Origin of the sequence: Nocardia salmonicida, from assembly GCF_036142455.1 — a bacterium.
In the GTDB taxonomy this organism is placed as follows: domain Bacteria; phylum Actinomycetota; class Actinomycetes; order Mycobacteriales; family Mycobacteriaceae; genus Nocardia; species Nocardia salmonicida.
Map to the genome: position 1 here is coordinate 1,041,416 of NZ_CP108014.1, position 19,162 is coordinate 1,060,577.

A 19,162-nucleotide genomic window follows, 5' to 3' on the forward strand; every position below is an offset into this window, starting at 1 on the left:
TCTTGACATGTTATCAGCCGATGCATAACCATAGGAGGCGAAGTTATCAGTCAATAACAACAAAGGGTTTGGCATGACGCAAACACTCGAATCCGGCGACGCGGAAGCGGCCGAAGCGCCTCGGAATTCCGGGGCGAAGACCAAACCGCTGGGTGCGGTCATCGCCGCTGTCGGCATCCCGATGTTCATGGTCACGTTGGACAACCTCGTCGTGACGAACGCCCTGCCGGTGATCAAAACGGAACTCGGAGCCTCGCTGACGGACCTGCAGTGGTTCATCAACGCCTACACGCTGTCGTTCGCGGCGCTGCTGCTCTCGGCCTCCGCGCTGGGTGATCGGATCGGCCGTCGCCGCGTGTTCCTGGCGGGCATCGGCGTCTTCGTCGTTGCCTCGGCGGCCTGTGCGTTGGCCACCGAACCGTGGATGTTGATCGCGGCCCGTGCGGTGCAGGGCGTCGGTGGTGCGGCCGTGATGCCGTTGTCGCTCACCTTGCTCGCCGCCGCGGTGCCCGCGACGATGCGCAGCGCCGCGATCGGCATCTGGGGCGGCATCGCCGGTCTGGGTGTCGCGGTCGGGCCGGTCGTCGGTGGTGCCGTGGTCGACGGCCTGAACTGGCAGTGGATCTTCTGGCTCAATGTCCCGATCGGTCTGTTGGCGCTGCCGTTCGCCGCGCGAATGCTCTCGGAATCACGAGGCGCCGCACGCAAACTCGACTACCTGGGCGTGCTGCTCTCGGCCGGTGGTGTGCTCGCGCTCGTGTGGGGTGTCATCCACGGTGCCGACGACGGCTGGACCGCACCGCAGGTGCTCACCGCCCTGATCGGCGGCGTCGCGCTGCTCGTGGCGTTCGTCGCCTGGGAAACCTACGTCACCGACCCGATGCTCCCGCTGCGCATGTTCAGATCCCGCGGCCTGAGCCTGAGCTTCATCGTGTCCTTCGGCTTCTCGTCCGGCGTCTTCGGCTCGATCTTCCTGCTCGCTCAGTTCTTCCAGGTGGTGCAGGGCTACTCGCCGCTGGAATCGGGCATCCGCACGATGCCGTGGACGATGGTTCCGATGGTCGTCGCGCCACTGGCCGGCCTGATCGTCGACCGTGTCGGCGCTCGCACGCTCATCGCGATCGGCCAGCTCTGTTTGGCGGTGTCGCTCGCCTGGATGGCGATGATCACCACCGCCGACGTCGCCTACCTGGCCTTCGTCGCCCCCTTCGTCCTCGGCGGCATCGGCATGGGTCTCACCTTCGCCCCCTCGTCCACCATCGTCATGGCCAGCGCTTCCCCCGCTGACCAGGGCATGGCATCGGGCATCAGCAGCACCGTCCGCGAAGTGGGCGTGGCCATGGGCATCGCCGTCCTGGCCTCGGTGTTCGCCTCCTACGGCTCCTATACCGACCCCCAGTCCTACGTCGACGGGCTGGTTCCCGCGGTGTGGGTCGGCGCCGCTCTAGTCGCCTTCGCCGCGGTGGTAGCGGTTTTCCTTCCGCGTCACAGCAAGCCCGCGGAATAGCCACCGACCGCAGTCGGCTGCCCCGGCCGACTGCGGTTCGGCTGAACGACCACCTGCTGGGGATCGTCATAGATGACGGTTCCCGGCGCGTCGGACTCCTGTCGCTCCCACTCGATCCCGTGGGCGTCGAGAATCGCGAGATAGCCACCGACGCGCTCGATCATCGACACCGCGCTCGACTTGAACCACGAGGCCGCCCCCGGATGCAGGTCCCGGTCGTACACGCGCGGATCCACATCGCTCGGGTTGGTCAGATTCTCACTGAACCAATCATTGCCCGAGCGCCGGAACCGGACCTCCTCGGCGCTCAACTGCCCCTCCATCCACAACCCGTTGACCAGCCCGAACACGCCTGGATAGCGACCGTGCCGATTGGGCTGGGCACCTTGGAACCGAACATAGGCCGAACCGGCAGGCGATCCGCCCCGACGGTCGCCGATCCCCGTCACCCGACACCATCCGGGTGCTGCCCCTGCTCCGGGGCGGCCTCGCGTCGCTCGGGACGCCGCGCACACAAACTCTCCACGCGCGGAGACGAATGTCGCCCCGCGGGCCGTATCCCGAAGCCACACAACGCAAGACCGCTCCCGGGAGCGGTACGCCGGGTACGCCGCCCCTGCGGCGGCGTTGGATCGCAGGTCTGTTCAGCCATCGAGTCGTCCTGTTCTCGAGTCGAACACGCTGGTGTGTTTGATCATTTGGACGCGCCCCGAACCCATTCGGTTCCCTCCGATTCCGATCGCTTTCCGATTGCTCTGAGAAACAGTCGATTTCGCGCCGGTTGCCACAGGCCGCACGGAACTCCCGCCCATAGGGAGGGTGAGCAACATGATGTGGTCGCGGGGTTTCGGCTACTCCGCCGACTCGGCCGAGAACTGCTCGTCGTCGACCTGCTGGGAGCCGGTGCGGAAACCATCGAGGTCGGTGGGCTCGACGGCTATCGACCGAGTCGCCCATTCGCCGGCGTGGCGGTCAGGACCCCCGAGCGCGAGTCAGACGATCATCGTCCTGACCTGGACTGGTCGGTCCGCACTCGGACCCGTGGACCAGCGACGATCGGCTCGCGAGTAATCCGGATGAATCGCGGGAACCCCATCCCATAGGATTTACGCAGCACCGATGCGGGATGGCAATGACGCGCCCGCGAACCGATCCCCAGGGGAGAGTCGAGAAGATCGTGGCCGACGACAACAGTGGAGTCGAGCAAAACGCCTCTTTGACCGAGGAGGCACTCGCGGCAGCGGCGGCGGAGGCCGAGAAGGCGTTTGCCGCGGCGGCTGATCTGGACGCGCTGGCGGTCGCCAAGACCGACTTCATCGGCGGCAAGTCGCCGATCGCGCTCGCGCAGCGTGGGCTGGGCAGTGTGTCCAAGGAGGAGAAGGCCGAGGCCGGTAAGCGGGTCAACGTCGCGCGTAAGCGGGTGTCGGAGGCGTTCGAGGCGCGCCGTGCCGCGCTCTTGGCAGAGCGCGATCAGGCGGTGCTCATTTCCGAGAAGATCGACGTCACGCTGCCCGCCCGCCGTCAGCCCGTCGGCGCCCGGCACCCGATCACCGTCATCTCCGAGCAGATCGCCGACTTCTTCGTCGGGATGGGCTGGGAGGTCGCCGAGGGTCCCGAGGTGGAGACCGAGCACTTCAACTTCGACGCGCTGAACTTCTTGCCCGATCACCCGGCGCGCACCATGCAGGACACCTTCCACATCGCCCCGGAGGGTTCGCGCCAGGTGCTGCGCACGCACACCTCCCCGGTGCAGGTGCGGTCCATGCTCGAGCGCGAGGTGCCGATCTATGTCGCGTGCCCCGGTCGCACCTTCCGCACCGACGAGCTCGACGCCACCCACACCCCGGTGTTCTCCCAGGTGGAGGGTCTGGCAATCGACAAGGGCCTGACCATGGCGCACCTGCGCGGTGTCCTCGACGCGTTCGCGCAGGCCATGTTCGGGCCCGAGACCCGTACGCGCATGCGCCCGAACTACTTCCCCTTCACCGAGCCGTCGGCCGAGGTCGACGTGTGGTTCCCGAACAAGAAGGGCGGCGCGGGCTGGATCGAGTGGGGCGGCTGCGGCATGGTCAACCCGAAGGTCCTGATCGCCAGCGGCATCGACCCCGAGGTGTATTCCGGGTTCGCGTTCGGCATGGGCATGGAACGCACCCTGCAGTTCCAGACCACGATCGCCGACATGCGCGACATCGTCGAGGGTGACGTGCGGTTCACCCTGCCCTTCGGTATCCGGTCTTAGAGAGAGAGCGAAACGTCAAGTGCGAGTAGCACAGTCCTGGCTGACCGAGATCCTGCAGCGCACCACCCCCGAGTGGTCGGTGACGGCGGAAGAGCTCGACGCGGGCTTCGTCCGGGTGGGTTTGGAAGTCGAAGAGGTCGACAAGCTCGAGCCGATCGGCGGTGACATCGACAAGCCGCTGGTCGTCGGTCGCGTCGCCGAGATCACCGAGCTCACCGAGTTCAAGAAGCCGATCCGCTTCTGCAAGGTCGATGTCGGCAACCCCGAGTTGCAGGAAATCGTCTGTGGCGCACGCAATTTCGCGGTCGGCGACCTCGTCGTGGTCGTGCTGCCCGGCGGTGAGCTGCCCGGCGGGTTCAAGATCTCCTCGCGCAAGACCTACGGGCACACCTCCAACGGCATGATCTGCTCGGTCGCCGAACTCGGCATCGGCAAGGATCACGACGGCATCCTGGTGCTCGAGCCGGGTTCCGCGCAGCCGGGTGACGACGCGAACGTGCTGCTCGGCACCGATGACACCATCATCGAACTCAACATCACTCCCGATCGTGGCTACTGCTTCTCGGTGCGCGGGCTGGCCCGCGAACTGGCCTGCGGCTTCGACCTCGAATACGCCGACCCGGCCGTGCGCACGCTGCCCCAGGCCGAAGCGCTCGCCTGGGCGGTGCGCCTGGACGACGATTCGGACTGCACCCGCTTCGGCGCGCGCCGCGTCACCGGGATCGACCCGAACGCGGTGAGCCCGCTGTGGTTGCAGCGCAGGCTGATGCTGTCGGGCATGCGCCCGATCTCCCCGGCTGTCGACGTCACCAACTATGTGATGCTCGAGCTCGGTCAGCCGCTGCACGCCTTCGATGCGGCGAAGCTGCACGGCGGCTTGGTCGTTCGCTCGGCGCACAAGGGCGAGACCCTGCGCACTCTCGACGACACCGAGCGCACCCTCGACGCCGAGGACGTGGTGATCGCCGATGATTCCGGCGTCATCTCCCTCGCCGGTGTCATGGGCGGTGCGAGCACCGAGGTCGGGCCGGAGACCACCGATGTGGTCCTGGAAGCCGCCGTCTGGAACCCGCTGCGGGTGTACCGGACCTCGCGCCGCCACAAGCTCTCCTCGGAGGCGGGCAAGCGGTACGAACGGGTCGTCGATCCCGAGATCAATATCGCCGCGCTCGACCGCGCCGCGACCCTGCTCGCCGACATCACCGGCGGCACCATCGAATCCGCGCTCACCGACATCCGGGTGCCCCTGGAGCCGGTCGCGCCGATCGCGATGGACATCGACCTGCCCGACCGCGTCGCCGGCGTCACCTACCCGGCGGGCACCTCCGTGCGCAGGCTGGCCCAGATCGGCGCGGGCGTCGAGATCGAGGTCAACGACGCGGGCAAGACCCAGCTGCTGGTGACCCCGCCGAGCTGGCGCCCCGACCTCGCCCAGCCCGCCGACCTGGTCGAAGAGGTCCTGCGGCTGGAAGGGCTCGAGCAGATCCCGTCCATCCTGCCCACCGCACCCGGTGGCCGCGGTCTGACCGCGCAGCAGCAGCGTCGTCGCGCGGTGAGCCGGGCGCTGGCGTTCGCCGGCGCTGTCGAGGTGCCGCCGCCCGCCTTCCTGCCCGGTGGGGTGTTCGAGGTGTGGGGTCTGGACGCCGACGACCCGCGCCGCAACACCACCCGCGTGCTGAACCCCCTCGACAGCGACCGCCCCGAACTGGCGACCACGTTGCTGCCGGGACTGCTGGAAGTGGCCATCCGCAATATCTCCCGCGGTGCGCGCGACCTGACCATCTACGGCATCGCCCAGGTGGTGCTGCCTGGCGCGCAGACCCACTCGGTCGAGGCGCTGCCGGTGGATCGTCGTCCCACCGACGAGCAGATCGCCGAGCTCAAAGCCTCGCTGCCGGCCCAGCCGGTGCACGTGGCCGCGGTGCTCAGCGGCAAGCACGACCCGCGTGGGCCGTGGGGGCCGGGCCGTGCGGCCGAGGCCGCCGACGCCTTCGCGCTGGTCGACGACATCGCCGACGCGGCCGGAATCGTCATCGAACGCCGATCCGCCAACTACCTGCCATGGCATCCCGGCCGCTGCGCCGAACTGCTCGTCGACGGTGTCGTCGTCGGTCACGCGGGCGAACTGCATCCGGCCGTCCTGGAGCGTGCCGGTCTGCCGCCGCGCACCTGCGCGCTGGAAGTCGATCTCGACGCCCTGCCGCTGAACGAGTCCCTGCCCGCCCCGACGATCTCGGCCTTCCCCGCCGTCCTGCAGGACGTGTCGATCAGCGTCGAGAAGACCGTCCCCGCCGCGCAGGTGGAAACCGCGCTCCGCACCGGCGGTGGCGACCTGCTCGAAAGCATCGCCCTGTTCGACGTCTACGAAGGCGCCCAGGCAGGCGAGGGCCGCAAATCCCTCACCTACGCCCTGCGCTTCCGTGCCCCCGACCGCACCCTCACCGAAGACGAGGCGAGCGCCGCTCGCGATGCCGCCGTCGCCTCGGCCACCACCGCGGTCGGCGCCGAACTGCGCGGCTGATCCGCACTCGACACCCGAAGGCCGTCCGGTTCCACCGGGCGGCCTTCGTCGTGTGTGATTGTCCCTCGCGCCGGAATGCGGGGGAGCAGGGGCGACGGGTCGGGCGCGGGATAGGTTGGGCGGTGTGTCGATGATGAAAGGCGCCAATGTTGCGGTGCCTGCCTCCGCGGTCCGCGTCGAATTGGGTTGGCAGTCGGGGCAGGGCGTGCCCGATGCCGATGCCTCCGCGCTGTTGCTCGCCGGGGCGAAGGTGCGCTCCGATGACGACTTCGTGTTCTACAACCAGGCCGTGCATCCTTCGGGGGCCGTTCGGTACGAAGGAAAACAGCAGGGGCAGACCGTTGTCGACGCCCTGTCGGTGAACCTCGCGCAGGTCGAGCCGCAGATCGAGACGATCGTGCTCGCCGCCTCCGCCGACGGGGGAACGTTCGGGCAGTTCCGTGGGCTCTACATCCGGGTGATCGATGCCGCGAACGGTGCGGAGGTCGCGCGCTTCGACAGCAGCGGGGCGACCACCGAAACCGCCTTCGTGCTCGGTGAGCTGTACCGACGCCAGGGTGCGTGGAAATTCCGCGCCGTCGGTCAGGGGTATGACAGCGGCTTGGCCGGGCTCGCTACCGATTTCGGCATCTCCGTCGACGATGCCCCCGCCGCGCCGCCCGCACCCCCGCAGCCGCAGGGACAGCCATACGCCTCGGGCCAGCCGAACCAGCAACAGTCCTACGCACCGCCGACGCAGCCGTTCATCCCAGCGCCCCAGCCGAACCGGCCGAGCACCCCACCTCCGACGCCGCCGACTCCCACGTTCCCGCCGAATCAGTCCCAGCCGTACCCGCCGCCGCAGCAGCACCCCCAATTCGCCCCGCCCCCACCACCTCCGGTCAATCTGGCCAAGGTCTCGCTCACCAAAGAAGCCCCGTCTGTCTCCCTGACCAAACACGGCGCCACCGGCGGCGTCCTGCGCGTGAACCTCAACTGGACCTCGATGGCCGCCACCGGCCGTCTCTTCGGCAAACTCCGCGGCAAGAACATCGACCTGGACCTGTGCTGCTTCTTCGAACTGGTCAACGGCGCCATCGGTTCCGTGCGAGCCCTCGACCGCCGCTTCGGCGCCCTGTACGAACCGCCGTTCATCCACCTCGACCAGGACGACCGCACCGGCGCCAGCATCACCGGCGAGAACCTGTCGGTGAACCTCGACTACACCCAGTTCATCCGGCGCATCCTCGTGTTCGCCTCGATCTACGACGGTGCCAGCGATTTCCGCAATGTGCACGCCACCGTCACTTTGAACACGGTGAATTCCGCGCCCATCGAGATGACGCTCGACGGCTGCACCGACAACTCCCGCGATGCGGTGCTGTTCGCACTGGAGAACGTCAACGGCGAGTTCGTGGTACGTCGCGAAGGCGCCTTCGTCCGACCGCCCGCCGGTCAACCGGGTGGTGGCGTCGTGGAGATCGCCCGCCTCTACCACTGGGACTTCGGTTTCCAGGCGGGTCGCGGCAAGTGATCCGCCACCCCGCGACACGCGTCCTCAACGCGCTGGTCTACCACCCCGAGAAACACCTCGCCCAGACCCCGGCGGCACTGGGGCTGGACTATCGCGATCTGACCATGCGCACCGCCGATGGCATCGAGGTGCACGGCTGGTTCGTGCGCGCCGAGCGCCCGCGCGGCCACATCCTCTACGCGCACGGCAACGCGGGCACCATCGGCGACCGCGTCTCGATTATCGCCCTGCTGGTCGGAGCCGGTTTCGACGTCCTGGCGTTCGACTACCGCGGCTTCGGTCGCAGCACGGGCACTCCGAGCGAACAGGGCACCTACCTCGACGCCAGAGCCGCCCGCCAAGCCTTGCTCGACCAACCGGAAGTCGATCCCGATCGGGTCTACTACCTGGGCAAATCCCTCGGTGGCGGGGTACTGCTCGAACTGGCGGGCGAATATCCGCCCGCGGGCATGATCCTCATGTCGACGTTCAGCGGCATGCGCGCCGCCGCGCGCTCGGTCTACCCGTTCCTGCCCGCACCGCTGATCCCGAACGCGTATCCGAGCCTGCGGCGCATCGCGAACCTGCGCGTCCCGGTGCTGATGATGCACGGCGACCGCGACGAACTCCTGCCACTGCGCCACGCCGAACGCCTGTACGCGGCGGCACAGGACCCGAAACAGCTGATCGTGGTCCCTGGCGCGGGCCACAACGATGTGATCGACACGCTCGGCGCCGAGTGGGCCGAGATCATCGCCGACTGGGCGGCGCGATAACGCTGGTCGGCGGTCGCTGATGCTGCGTAGCCTGGCGGTATGAGCGAAACGAGCGAACTCCTCGGCCGGATGGCCGCGCTACCCGACCACGAGCTGGTTTCGGTGCTGCGCGCCGCGGTCGCCGGACGTCCCGGGCTCGTCGCGGTCGCCGCCGCACTGGCCCAGGCCGACATCGGTCATGCCGATACCGGATCACCTGTGACTCTGGACACCGACGTCGTCGACGCGGATGTGGTGCCCGTCGCATCCGGGCAGGTAGGAGGCGCGATCCCGGTACCGCCGGTACCGTCCGGACTGCCGGTGACCGGCGCACCTGCCGCCACCGGCGGATATTCCACTTCCGGAGTGCCGACATTCGACTCGGTTCGGGATAAGGTCGAGCAGCGTTTCGGCACCGCGCAGGGAATGGACGAGCTCGACCGGCAGACTCCCGCGGGTCGCAGCGTCGACGAACAGTGGGAGGCGCGGGAAAAAGCCGCGCGTGAGCGGCTGGATCAGATCCGGAAATCGGTGCAGGGCAACGATTCCGGCGACAAGTAGCCACGCGTCCTCCCCTCGAGCAACGACCGTGATGGGTGGACACAAATGACGCAGGCGCGCCAGATTGCCGACCGACTGCTCGACGCGCAGGTGGAATTCCTGCTCGCCGAGGTGACCGGTGACCGGTTTGCCGAGGTGATCGCCCGGGACGTGGCCGCCGTGCTGGCCGTCGGTGAGACGATTCGGTTCGGCGACGTGGTCTCCCTCGAGCAGGGCGAACAGACGGTGGCCACGGTGTTCGACCGCATCGGCGGCAGCCCCGTGATCGCCGATACCGTCGGCATCTTCTCCGATGCCATCTACGACCACATCGCGTCGAACACCGAATACACCCTCGGCGACGTCGTCGACCGCGAACCGGTGGAAGCGCTGCTGGAGAAGATCTTCGGCATGCACCAGGCCCAGGAGCGGATCCTGGACCGGCTCACCGAGAGCCCGCTCGTCGCCACCGTGGCCTCGCGTTTCGTCGACAAGCTGATCGGCGACTTCATGCAGGCCAATCGTGAACGCGCCGAGAAGATTCCGGGCGTCTCCTCGCTGATGTCGCTGGGTCAGACCGCGGCCAATCGGGCCAAGAAGGTCGCGGCCGACAGCACCTTCGTCGGTGACCTCGCGGGCAAGGGCGCGCTGTTCGCGCTCAAGCGCACCAACAACGCGATCCGCGACATGCTGCGTGACGCCCCGGTGCACTCGGCCGCGATGGAATTCTGGGACCTGCACGCCGACGAGCCCGTCGCGGGCCTGCGTGAATACCTCACCCAGAAGGACCTCAACGAGCTGGTCCAGATCTGCTACGAGATCGCGGTGACGACCAGGGAGAAGGAGTACTTCGGCCTGCTCGTGCGCGAGTGCGTCGAGGTGTTCTACACCAGGTACGGCAACCACACCCTCTCGGCGATGCTGCCCGAACTCGGCCTCGACGCCGACGACATCAGTGCCGAGATCCTGCGCTACGGTCCGGCCGTCATCGAGTCCGCCAAGCGCAACGGGGTGCTGGCCGGGCTGATCAGGGAACGCCTGGAGCCGTTCTTCTACTCGGATCAGGTGCTGGGAATTCTCGGCGGCGAGTAATTCCACGAATACCGTTCGGCAATGCGCATTGATCGACACGACTTCACTTCTCGATTTGCATGGCATCGTCGCAACCGGTATAGAGTCGGCACTGAATTGCGCCTTCTGATCGGCCGCGCCAAATGTGTTGCGCGTCACGATCTCTGGTGACCCGTATGTATCCGGCAGTGAACCGGTCGGCCAACTCGCTGCCGATACGACTGTGAGCATTCGGCTACACAAAGCCCGCTGAATTTCCGGCATGTTTAGATCAGCGCACGAATTGCTGCTTTACACCGTTCCGCATTGACCGCGCACCGCGCGGAGTGCAAGTTTGCACCTGTCTTTCCGTAGGCCACCGTGACCGACGTTGCGGTGGCATTGCAAAGGAGTAGGTGTGCGTGCACGTTCCCGGCCGAACCCGACCGGAACCCGATCGGACGGCGGCGCTGGAGGGCAGCGGCCCGGCGTCGCGCTGATCCGGCCGCGCACCATCTCCGGTCAGCTCGCCCGGATCCTGGTGGTGTCGCTGGTGTTGGTGCTAGCGCTGCTCGGGCTGACCATGTCGACCCAGGTCAGCGCCTACCGTCGCAGCGGGGAAACCGTGGACGCCGTGGCGGTCGCGCTGGCCGCGCAGGACCTCGTGCAGCAGGTGCAGCGCGAGCGAGGTCTGAGCAACGGTTTGCTCGGTGGTGATCAACGCCTGCGTCAACCCGTCACCGACCAGCGCGCGGGCACCGACGCCGCCCTGCGCGCCCTGGTGAACGCCGTCGTGGGCGACCCGCCCGGTGCGGGGGAGGTGCGCTCGGCGCTGGGCCATCTGGCGGGGCTGCCCGCGATCCGCTCCCAGGTCGACAATCGTAATGTCACCCGGCAGGCGGCGTTCCAGTTCTACACCGACGGCATCGACGCGCTGAACCGTCTCTCGCTCGGTCTGGACCAGGCGCGTGACCCGGCCGTCCGGCACGGCCTGCAAGCGCTCTACGCCCTCGGCGACGCGAAGGAATTCACGGCCCGTGAGCGCGGGTTCCTCAACGGCGTCTTCGCCGCCGGGGAATTCGCGTCGGGGGAGTACGTGCAGTTCCTCGACATCCGGGCGGCCCGCAATGCCGCGCTCACCGCCTTCGGCCACGACGCGACGCCCGCCCAGCAGGCTCGTCTCGACGCGGTTCTCGCGAGTGAGAACGCCACGCGGGCAACCGAATCGGAGAACATCGCGATCGCCTCGACGCTGGGTCCGCTGATCCAACCGGTCGACCCGGCCGTGTGGTGGGCACAGATGACGGCGGTCATCGACGAACAGCGAACCGTGCAGCAGGTCATCGGCGACGACGTCGGCGCGCGGGCGGAGAAACTCCGTCTGGACGCCGCGCTGATGCTCGCCGCTTTCGCCGCGGCCGCGCTGTTGGCGATCGCGGCCGAGTTCGCGCTCGTCCTCGCCAGCATCAGGGCTATCGTCCGCCCCTTGGCCCGGTTGGCCACCGAGGCCGATGATGTCGCCTCCACGCGACTGCCCGAGGTGATCGAGGCCTGGCACAGCGCCGCCGACGCCCATCCCGATCCGCCCGCGCCGGTGCGCACGCCGCGCGGTGCGAGCGTCGAGATCGCCGCTGTCGCGAGCGCTTTGGATCGGGTGCAGACCACCGCGTTCGACCTCGCCTCCGAGCAGGCGCTGGTGCGGCGCAACACCACCGAATCGATGGCGAACCTGGCCCGCCGCAATCAGAACCTGGTGCGGCGTCAGCTGGGATTGATCAGCGAGTTCGAGCGCGAGGAACTCGACCCGAAAGCTCTGTCGAACCTGTTCGAACTCGACCACCTGGCCACCCGTATGCGGCGCAACGCCGAAAGCCTGCTGGTGTTGGTCGGCGAGGCCAGCCCGCGCCGGTGGGCCGAACCGATCGCGCTCACCGACGTGATCCGGGCCGGACTGTCCGAGGTCGACGACTACCGGCGAGTGGTGCTGCGCCGGATCGACGACATCGCGGTGACCGGCGCCGTTGTCAGCGAACTGGCCCACATTCTGGCCGAACTCATCGAGAACGGGCTGGCCTTCTCCCCGCCCGATCTCGAGGTCGAGGTGTACGGCCGCAAGGTCGCGGGCGGCTACCTGCTCGCCGTTGTCGACCACGGCGTCGGCATGCCCACCGAACAACTCGCCGAAGCCAACGCCCGGCTGCGCGGGGAGCAGGACTTCATCGTCGCCTCCACCCGCTACCTCGGCCATTACGTGGTCGGTCGGCTGGCGGGTCGCCTCGGCATCGACGTGGAACTGAACACGTCACCGGTCAGCGGCATCGTCGCCCGCTTGCTCCTCCCGCCGTCGCTGCTCGCCGACGAAAAGGCCGGGCAGACAGCCGACTCCAGAAACGGCGCCAACCGAGGCTCCGGAGTGGGTACCGGCTCGGCGGACCTCGTGGCGCTGGAGCGCGATGCCACCGTCGTGGTGGACGCGCAGTCGTCCGGATCCGGGGTGTACGAGGCAATGCCGACGCGCAACGGTGCGGTCGCCACCGGCAAGAGCACGGTGGCGATCGCCGGGCGTGGCGATGCCGCAGGCCACTCGGTAGGGCAGGCCCGCAATGGCGTCACGGTCGGCTCGACGACGCCACGACACCACGAGATCCCCGCCGGTGTGGCAGGTTCGGGCTCCTCCCACGCCCTCCCCGGCGACGGCACCACGTGGTCCGGCACCAACGGCCGATCTCGGCACAGCCGCACCGTGGAATCCGGACCGAGCAGTGGCAACGGTCAGACCTCGGCGAACCATTCGTCCAACGGCTCTGCCTACGCGCAATTCCTCAGCAGCACACCAGAATCCACGCACTCACCGCGCGACGGTGCGGTCCGTAACGGCTCATCGGCCGACGATCACTACAGTGCGGTGATTCCGGAGCGTTCCGAGGGAGCAGCCCGAGGCCACAACGGCTCGACGGTAGAGCCGCCGCGTGAGCTACCCGCCGGTGCCCCCGCCGTGGAACGCACACGCAACGGCCTGGTCAAACGCAGCAAACGCACCAAGGTCACCGGCGCACCGGAGCGACCCCGCCGCGATCCGGCCGTCGAGCAGGCCCGTCCCCCGGTTGTCGAACGGACCCCCGACCAGACCCGCAGCATGCTCTCCTCGTTCCGCACCGGCCACGAACGCGGCGGCGAGACCGACTCTGCCGCCACCCCACTCGATCCCACCCGCTGACGATCGGACCAGACCCAAGGAGACCCGGTGACCACCCACCTACCGACCACTGATCCGCACACCTTCAACTGGCTGCTCGGCAATTTCGTCCGCAATACCGACGGCGTGCGCGACACCGTCGCCGTCTCCTCCGACGGATTGCTGATCGCGATGTCGGACGGCCTCGACCGCACCGGCGCCGACCGGCTCGCCGCGATGGTGTCCGGTCTGTCCAGCCTCGCCCGCAGTGCCTCGCGCAGTTACGATTTCGACGGTCTGAAGCTGATCATGATCGAGATGAAGCGCGGCTTCCTGCTGGTGTCGGCACTGGGCGACGGCAGCTGCCTCGGCGTGATCGCCGACGGCGGCTGCGATGTCGGCCTGGTCGGCTACGAGATGGCCGTCCTCGCCGAACGCGCCGGATCACTGCTCGACCCGCTGCTGATCAGCGAATTGCGAGAGTCGTTGCGCAGATGAGAGATCCCGATCTCCCGCGGTTGCCCGACCCGCGCATGATCCCGATGAGCCGGCCCACGGGCTGGCGTGGCCCCCTGCCGTCGGTGCCGGTGACCCCCACCGCGCACGACGATGTCGACGACCGCTTCGTTCGCCCGTTCGTGCTCACCGCGGGCCGCACCGTTCCGGTGCTGGACGGCCTGCGCATCGAGACCCTTGTCCAGGCGCCGCCGTCCGCGCTGTCGGCGCCGCTGCGGTTCGAGGAGCGCACCGTTGTGCAGCTGTGCCTGACACCGCATTCCATCGCCGAAATCGGGGCCGCCCTGCGGGTTCCGATCGGCATCGCCAAGGTGATCGTCAGCGATCTGGCAGCGGCGGGGCATGTCACCGTCCGTGACGCGCCCGAACTGTCGACCGCCGCCATCGAGAGGATCCGCGACCTTGTCCGCGCACTTTAAGGCACCAACAATGCCGTCCTCGGTGAAGATCGTGGTCAGCGGCGGCTTCGGCGTCGGGAAGACCACCTTCATCGGCGCCATCTCCGAGATCGAGCCGCTGGTCACCGAGGCCTCGATGACCGAGGTCTCGCTCGGCATCGACGATCCCGGTCATCGCGCCGAAAAGACCGCGACCACAGTGGCTTTGGACTTCGGCCGCATCACCCTCGAGCAATCCCTGATCCTCTACCTGTTCGGGACGCCCGGCCAGGACCGGTTCGTGTTCCTGTGGGACGACCTGGTCGACGGCGCCCTCGGCGCGGTCATCGTCGTCGACACCGGGCGGGTAGAGGACTGCTATCCGGTCCTGGACTACTTCGAAGAACACCACACGCCCTTCGTCGTGGTGGTCAACCGCTTCGCCGACGCCACCCGCTTCGACCTCGACGAGGTCCGCGAAGCCCTCGGCCTCGACGACTGGATCCCGGTGCTGGACTGTGATGCCCGTGACCGCGACTCCGTCCGTGATGTCCTCGTCGCGCTCCTCGAGCAGGTCCTGCTGCACCGCGTCCAACCTCGCCACCGGGAGGTGAGCTGAGCACACCCCGGGGTGTGCTCAGCGCCGATTCAGGGTGAGATCCGTCAGGGCCAGATGGAACCGCGCGTCGGTGACATCGACCGAGGTATCGGTGAACCTGTGCCCACCCAACGTGTTCCGCACGAAATCACGGACGGCGGGCGGCTGCGTATCCAACGTGGCCAGCAGTTCCTGCGACACCTCGACGGTCCCATCGAAGAACCGCGGCTGACCGGTGATCCCGGGCTGCTGCGGCGTCTGCCGTAAGCCGTCGACGGTGTGCAGCACGATGTCGAGCCCGCTCCCGTCACCGAATTCGAGCCGCAGCGGTGTGGGGGAGACAGCCGGATCGAAGGACTGGATCCGCGCGGTCCGCCCCTGGGACGAGACGCCCTGGTAGTCGTAGGGCGACACGGGACCGAGCGTCTCCTGTGCGCGGTTCACCGGCGAGTTCTCCAGCACCGCACCGGATAGCGGTTGATCGGTGGCGACGAAGGTCCACGACTCGTCGGTGAGCGTCTTGTGCCAGAACCCGGTCCTGCCACCGGCGCGACCTTCGACGCGCAACTCCCGCGCCGCCGAGCCGGGCCCGGTCCGGTGAACGGAGATGCGGTCGGTGATCTCGCCGGGCACCTTCGGCTGCGCGATCCAGTCCGGTGCGGGCAACTGGATGGCCGCGAAGCGGGGGTCGATGCGCTCGGAGAGCATGTCCGGCGCTTCGGGCAGGCCCCGCTGGTCTTCGTAGGAGTAGCGGAAGAAGACCTTGTCCGCGCCGGAGATGTCGAAATCGTAGAGGCGCGTGTAGAAGTCGCCGAACCGGTTGACCACCATCGAAGTCGACGCACTGGTGGACAACGCGACGGCCTGGAACCGCCCACCGAGCGGAGTGCCCATCTCGTAGCTGTGATCCACCGGCAACCACGGGTCGACGTACTGGATCCGCTGACCGCCATGGGTCAGCGCGAACACATGCGACACCTTCGCGCCACCGACCGGATGCTCGTTGCCCGCGGTATCGGTCCACCGGTGATCTTCGTTGGGCGAGAGCACCGACCACGACCAGGTAGACGCGCCGGGCGGCAAGGTGTTGCCGGGGCCGGTCCACAGCGGAGTGCCGTAGCGGCTGCTCCAATTCCACGCCGCGGGGGCGCTGAGCGCGTGATCCATCGTGATGAACCGGCCGTCGCGGTCGATCATCATCACTTCGTCGTCGTCGGCAGAGACACCGGCGATCGTGCCTGCCAGACAGCCCGGCAGCGCGACGGTGCGCCAACCACCGAGAGCGGCAGCCTCTTTCATGTAGACCTGACCGTCGCGGGCGGCGAACGTCCAGCGCCGGTTGAACGACTCGGTGGTGGTGCGCAAGTGCACCTGCTCGGGGAGCGCGACCGTCGCCGAGGTGAAAGCCGCCAGTCCGGCGGTGGATTCGTCGACTGTCACTTCCGGCGTGCCGACGGTACCCACCGGCAGACACGCCGGATCGGCGACAGCCGCCGATTGTGTTGTCACCCCGGCGAATACCAGTCCGGCCGCCGCGATCAACGCGGAACGCCGGAGCCCGCGCCTCACAGCCACCCCGCCGCGCCGAAACCGATGAGGGCGATCGCGTCGATCCCGAAGATCGTGCCGACCACGAGCGCCTTGCTTCGCACGCTCGCCAGATCGTGCACGAAGAAGCACACCGCGAAGAACGGCACGTACCCGATGATCCAGATCAGGAATGGGAAGCTCGGCTGCCACCACGACCAATCCCAGGTGAGGACCCCCGCCTTGTTCAGCAGCACCTCCACACCCACCGCCGCGATCGAGTTGATCGCGACGAGCACCGGTCGGTTCGGCAACCCGAAGATCCGGGTCTCCTTGGGCGGCAACATCTTCGCCGCCGCGATTCCCATGATCGCGAACATGAAGCAGATCTCGATATTCAGCCCGATCAGGATCTGATAGGCCGTCGGTCCGCTCGCCGCCCAGACCGGCGCCCGCTCGGTGAAGTGGAAGACCAGCGCGTTCCAGATCTCGTTGAACCAGTCCATGCCCCACAGCGCGAGCCCGGCGAACAGCACATTCCAATTACGCCGCTCGACCTCGACCGCGTAGAGGTAGATGACCAACAGCAACAGCGGAATGACATACCACTTGAACTGGCTCGCATCGCGAAGAATCTCCAGCGCGGCCCGGGCGTTGTCGGTCAACGGGGCACCTCCTGCTCATGATCGACGAACTCGGCGAGTATGATACAAATCAACATCAAACGTCAATGTGTATCGCCGAGTTGACGAGTCAGCGGCTACCCGAGCGGCATGCCGAACAGGGAAGCGAACTTCGCGGCGAGCGAGTCGCCGAGGAAATCCAGGGCGCCAGGGGTGGCGGCCATGGTGCCCGCATCGGAGATGGTGCAGCCGGTGGGGGCCGCAACGCCGTCGAGGCGGTCGCGGAGCCAGATCAGCGCGGCCGGACCGCCGACCACTTCCGCGACGATGTGTTCGCTGGCATGGTCACGGGTGTAGGTCAGCGACGTGTTCGGAGTACGGCAGTAGGTGTCGACCAGGGTGTCGGTGGCGGCGAGCGGCAGGATCTCGTCCCAGGCGGAATGCCAGAGGAACAGCGGCATATCGGGGACCGACTTGCCCATGCGGGTGTCGGCGATCATGGCCGCGACCGGCGGATCATCGAGGGGATTGCCGTCGGAGCCGATCATGCCGGTCAGATTCAGGAACGGCAGCAGTGCCGACTGATACTGCACGCACAGTGGGGATTTGATCGCGGTCAGCGCTTTGCCGAGTGGGTCGAGCCGCTCGTCGAGATAGGCGGCGAAATCGGGGTACTCGCGGGTGAGCCCGAGAACGGCGGCGAAGACGAGACCCGAGGTGAGCTGGTTGTTCGCCATGCTCAGCGCGGCACTGAGATCGGCGCCGACGCCGCCTTCGGCCGCGCCGACGATGTTCAGTTCGGGTGCGTAGGTGCTGCGCAGTTCGGCGGCATGGCCGGTCGCGATGGAACCGCCGGAGTAGCCGTAGAGCCCCACCGGCGCGGTCGGTCCCGTCTCGAGCGGGGCGAAGCCGGTCGCCGCGCGAATGCCGTCGAGGGTGATCCGGCCTGCCAGCGGTCCGGCCGCGTAGGCCGAGTTCGGACCCTGATGGTCCGGGACGACCACGGCCCAGCCCTGCGACAGCGCCGCTTGCGCGAACAGGAATTCGGCGGGCACCACGATCTGGCCCGCCACCGCGGCCACCGAAAGATGTTGCAGCGCATAGGACGGCGCGCAGTAGCCCGCGGTCGAGTCCTCAGCCAGCTGCACCGACAGCAGCTTGCGCGGCGAGGGCGCCTGCCCGCGCGGTTTGATCAGGGTGGCGACCGCGGGGATCGCCTCGTCACGGCTGTTGTTGGATCGGTAGGACACCTGCCAGGCGTCGACATCGATCGGCAGCAGGCCGAAATCGGCGATCCGAACCTGTCGGACCGCGATGATCGCGCCCGGCGCCGTCGCCGCCACGACGTCGGCGGGCGGCAGGTAGAAGCCCGGATCCAATTCGGGCGGCAGCGGAATCACCGGCGGGGGCGGCGGGGCGGCCGGCTCGGCCGAAACCGGCCCGGCTGTCACCACTGTTGCCGCCGCGAGCAAGCCGGTGGCAAGGGCGAGCCATCGCTGAACGAAGGGAGATCTCATCGCGCACAGTCCTCACATCTATTGAGACTCCTTCGTCTCAATTGCGGCAACTATGACATGAGTGTGGCGTGGATCGCAATCAGCTGCCGGCGGGTGCCGCCGAGATCAGGCTGTTCAGGATGGTGGAGAAGACATCGACCAGCTCGTCGACGGGCGGTCGAGGGTCGTCCAGGCTCCATTGGTGCACGGCGCCGTTCACGGCGCCGATGAACGCCGCCATCGGCACCCGCCATCCGCCGGGCGGCATCCGTACCCCGTCGCGCCCGGCCGCGATCGCGGCGACCACCTCGCCCCATCGATCCCTGACCTGCGCCCGATACTTCTCGATCTCGGGACTCACCCCGACGATGTCGACGAAAGCGACTTTGGCACAACGGATATCGTCGGTGATCGCCTTCGCGTACGCCCGCACCGCCGCATCGATGAGTGCGCGCACATCGTCGGATTCCGCCGCCGCCAGTGCCTCGGCCACCGCCGCCCCGGCCTTGTCCTGCACGGCGTCGTACACCGCGACGAGCAGTTCCTCGCGCCCGGCGAACTGTTCGTAGAACTGCCGACGCGACAACCCCGCGACCGCGCACACATCGGTCAGCGAACTGTTGGCGTACGACTTCTCCGCGAACACGGTCAGTCCCGCGTCGATGAACAGCGCTCGGCGCTCGACCTGTCGTTCGGCCACCGAGGTGCCGGTGTAGTTGTGTCGTGTCCGCCCAGATGTCACCCCA

16 protein-coding genes are annotated in these 19,162 nt (G+C 67.8%); 11 read left to right on the top strand and 5 right to left on the bottom strand.

The window, feature by feature from the left end:
• The first annotated feature begins 73 nt into the window (after positions 1 to 73).
• Positions 74 to 1,507: a DHA2 family efflux MFS transporter permease subunit gene (locus OHS03_RS05135; protein WP_328661167.1), complete on the top strand. Its 1,434-nt coding sequence runs from the start codon at positions 74 to 76 to the stop codon at positions 1,505 to 1,507.
• Here OHS03_RS05135 and OHS03_RS05140 read toward each other — a convergent pair.
• The gene (locus OHS03_RS05140) at positions 1,486 to 1,956 is read right to left on the bottom strand and encodes a hypothetical protein (protein WP_328661169.1); all 471 of its coding nucleotides are present in this window, start codon (positions 1,954 to 1,956) and stop codon (positions 1,486 to 1,488) included. The genes OHS03_RS05135 and OHS03_RS05140 overlap by 22 nt on opposite strands.
• 728 nt (positions 1,957 to 2,684) lie before the next feature.
• On the opposite strand from OHS03_RS05140, the gene pheS reads away from it, so the two are divergent.
• The 10 genes from pheS (at position 2,685) to OHS03_RS05190 (ending at position 14,791) form a co-directional block, all read left to right on the top strand.
• Positions 2,685 to 3,746, top strand: a complete 1,062-nt coding sequence (gene pheS / locus OHS03_RS05145; protein WP_405151571.1) for a phenylalanine--tRNA ligase subunit alpha — start codon at positions 2,685 to 2,687, stop codon at positions 3,744 to 3,746.
• A gap of 19 nt (positions 3,747 to 3,765) precedes the next feature.
• Entirely contained in the window at positions 3,766 to 6,267 is a 2,502-nt protein-coding gene (gene pheT / locus OHS03_RS05150) for a phenylalanine--tRNA ligase subunit beta (RefSeq protein ID WP_328661172.1), read from the top strand.
• Positions 6,268 to 6,397: 130 nt separating this feature from the next.
• Positions 6,398 to 7,780: a TerD family protein gene (locus tag OHS03_RS05155; protein WP_328664094.1), complete on the top strand. Its 1,383-nt coding sequence runs from the start codon at positions 6,398 to 6,400 to the stop codon at positions 7,778 to 7,780.
• Positions 7,777 to 8,535, top strand: a complete 759-nt coding sequence (locus OHS03_RS05160; RefSeq protein WP_328661174.1) for an alpha/beta hydrolase — start codon at positions 7,777 to 7,779, stop codon at positions 8,533 to 8,535. Before OHS03_RS05155 ends, OHS03_RS05160 begins: the two co-directional genes overlap by 4 nt.
• 39 nt (positions 8,536 to 8,574) lie before the next feature.
• Positions 8,575 to 9,075 carry a PspA/IM30 family protein gene (locus tag OHS03_RS05165; RefSeq protein WP_062985559.1) on the top strand — a complete coding sequence of 167 codons (501 nt, stop codon included), beginning with the start codon at positions 8,575 to 8,577 and terminating at the stop codon, positions 9,073 to 9,075.
• Positions 9,076 to 9,120: 45 nt separating this feature from the next.
• Positions 9,121 to 10,146 (top strand): hypothetical protein, encoded by a 1,026-nt coding sequence (locus tag OHS03_RS05170; RefSeq protein ID WP_056824431.1) that lies wholly within the window; start codon positions 9,121 to 9,123, stop codon positions 10,144 to 10,146.
• 376 nt (positions 10,147 to 10,522) lie between these two features.
• The gene (locus tag OHS03_RS05175; RefSeq protein ID WP_328661176.1) at positions 10,523 to 13,321 is read left to right on the top strand and encodes a sensor histidine kinase; all 2,799 of its coding nucleotides are present in this window, start codon (positions 10,523 to 10,525) and stop codon (positions 13,319 to 13,321) included.
• 27 nt (positions 13,322 to 13,348) lie between these two features.
• Positions 13,349 to 13,777: a roadblock/LC7 domain-containing protein gene (locus OHS03_RS05180; RefSeq protein WP_056824424.1), complete on the top strand. Its 429-nt coding sequence runs from the start codon at positions 13,349 to 13,351 to the stop codon at positions 13,775 to 13,777.
• Positions 13,774 to 14,214, top strand: coding sequence for a DUF742 domain-containing protein (locus OHS03_RS05185; protein ID WP_056824421.1), 441 nt, complete (start codon positions 13,774 to 13,776; stop codon positions 14,212 to 14,214). Before OHS03_RS05180 ends, OHS03_RS05185 begins: the two co-directional genes overlap by 4 nt.
• 10 nt (positions 14,215 to 14,224) lie before the next feature.
• A complete protein-coding gene (locus OHS03_RS05190; protein WP_056824418.1) occupies positions 14,225 to 14,791 on the top strand; it encodes a GTP-binding protein in 567 nt (188 codons plus the stop codon).
• Between the two features lie 18 nt (positions 14,792 to 14,809).
• Here OHS03_RS05190 and OHS03_RS05195 read toward each other — a convergent pair whose 3' ends face one another.
• The 4 genes from OHS03_RS05195 to OHS03_RS05210 form a co-directional block, all read right to left on the bottom strand.
• Positions 14,810 to 16,339, bottom strand: a complete 1,530-nt coding sequence (locus tag OHS03_RS05195; RefSeq protein WP_328661178.1) for a hypothetical protein — start codon at positions 16,337 to 16,339, stop codon at positions 14,810 to 14,812.
• Positions 16,336 to 16,962, bottom strand: coding sequence for an AF_1327 family membrane protein (locus OHS03_RS05200; RefSeq protein WP_328661179.1), 627 nt, complete (start codon positions 16,960 to 16,962; stop codon positions 16,336 to 16,338). Before OHS03_RS05200 ends, OHS03_RS05195 begins: the two co-directional genes overlap by 4 nt.
• Before the next feature lie 95 nt (positions 16,963 to 17,057).
• A complete protein-coding gene (locus OHS03_RS05205; protein WP_328661181.1) occupies positions 17,058 to 18,437 on the bottom strand; it encodes a lipase family protein in 1,380 nt (459 codons plus the stop codon).
• A 79-nt stretch (positions 18,438 to 18,516) separates the two neighbouring features.
• Positions 18,517 to 19,158: a TetR/AcrR family transcriptional regulator gene (locus OHS03_RS05210; RefSeq protein WP_056824405.1), complete on the bottom strand. Its 642-nt coding sequence runs from the start codon at positions 19,156 to 19,158 to the stop codon at positions 18,517 to 18,519.
• Positions 19,159 to 19,162 lie beyond the last annotated feature (4 nt).

What these genes read in the sequence shown, in the direction of transcription:
- OHS03_RS05135 (WP_328661167.1), top strand. Translation starts at nt 74, where the DNA reads ATGACGCAAACACTCGAATCCGGCGACGCGGAAGCGGCCGAAGCGCCT.
- OHS03_RS05155 (WP_328664094.1), top strand. Translation starts at nt 6,398, where the DNA reads ATGATGAAAGGCGCCAATGTTGCGGTGCCTGCCTCCGCGGTCCGCGTC.
- OHS03_RS05165 (WP_062985559.1), top strand. Translation starts at nt 8,575, where the DNA reads ATGAGCGAAACGAGCGAACTCCTCGGCCGGATGGCCGCGCTACCCGAC.
- OHS03_RS05170 (WP_056824431.1), top strand. Translation starts at nt 9,121, where the DNA reads ATGACGCAGGCGCGCCAGATTGCCGACCGACTGCTCGACGCGCAGGTG.
- OHS03_RS05185 (WP_056824421.1), top strand. Translation starts at nt 13,774, where the DNA reads ATGAGAGATCCCGATCTCCCGCGGTTGCCCGACCCGCGCATGATCCCG.
- OHS03_RS05190 (WP_056824418.1), top strand. Translation starts at nt 14,225, where the DNA reads ATGCCGTCCTCGGTGAAGATCGTGGTCAGCGGCGGCTTCGGCGTCGGG.
- OHS03_RS05205 (WP_328661181.1), bottom strand. Translation starts at nt 18,437, where the DNA reads ATGAGATCTCCCTTCGTTCAGCGATGGCTCGCCCTTGCCACCGGCTTG.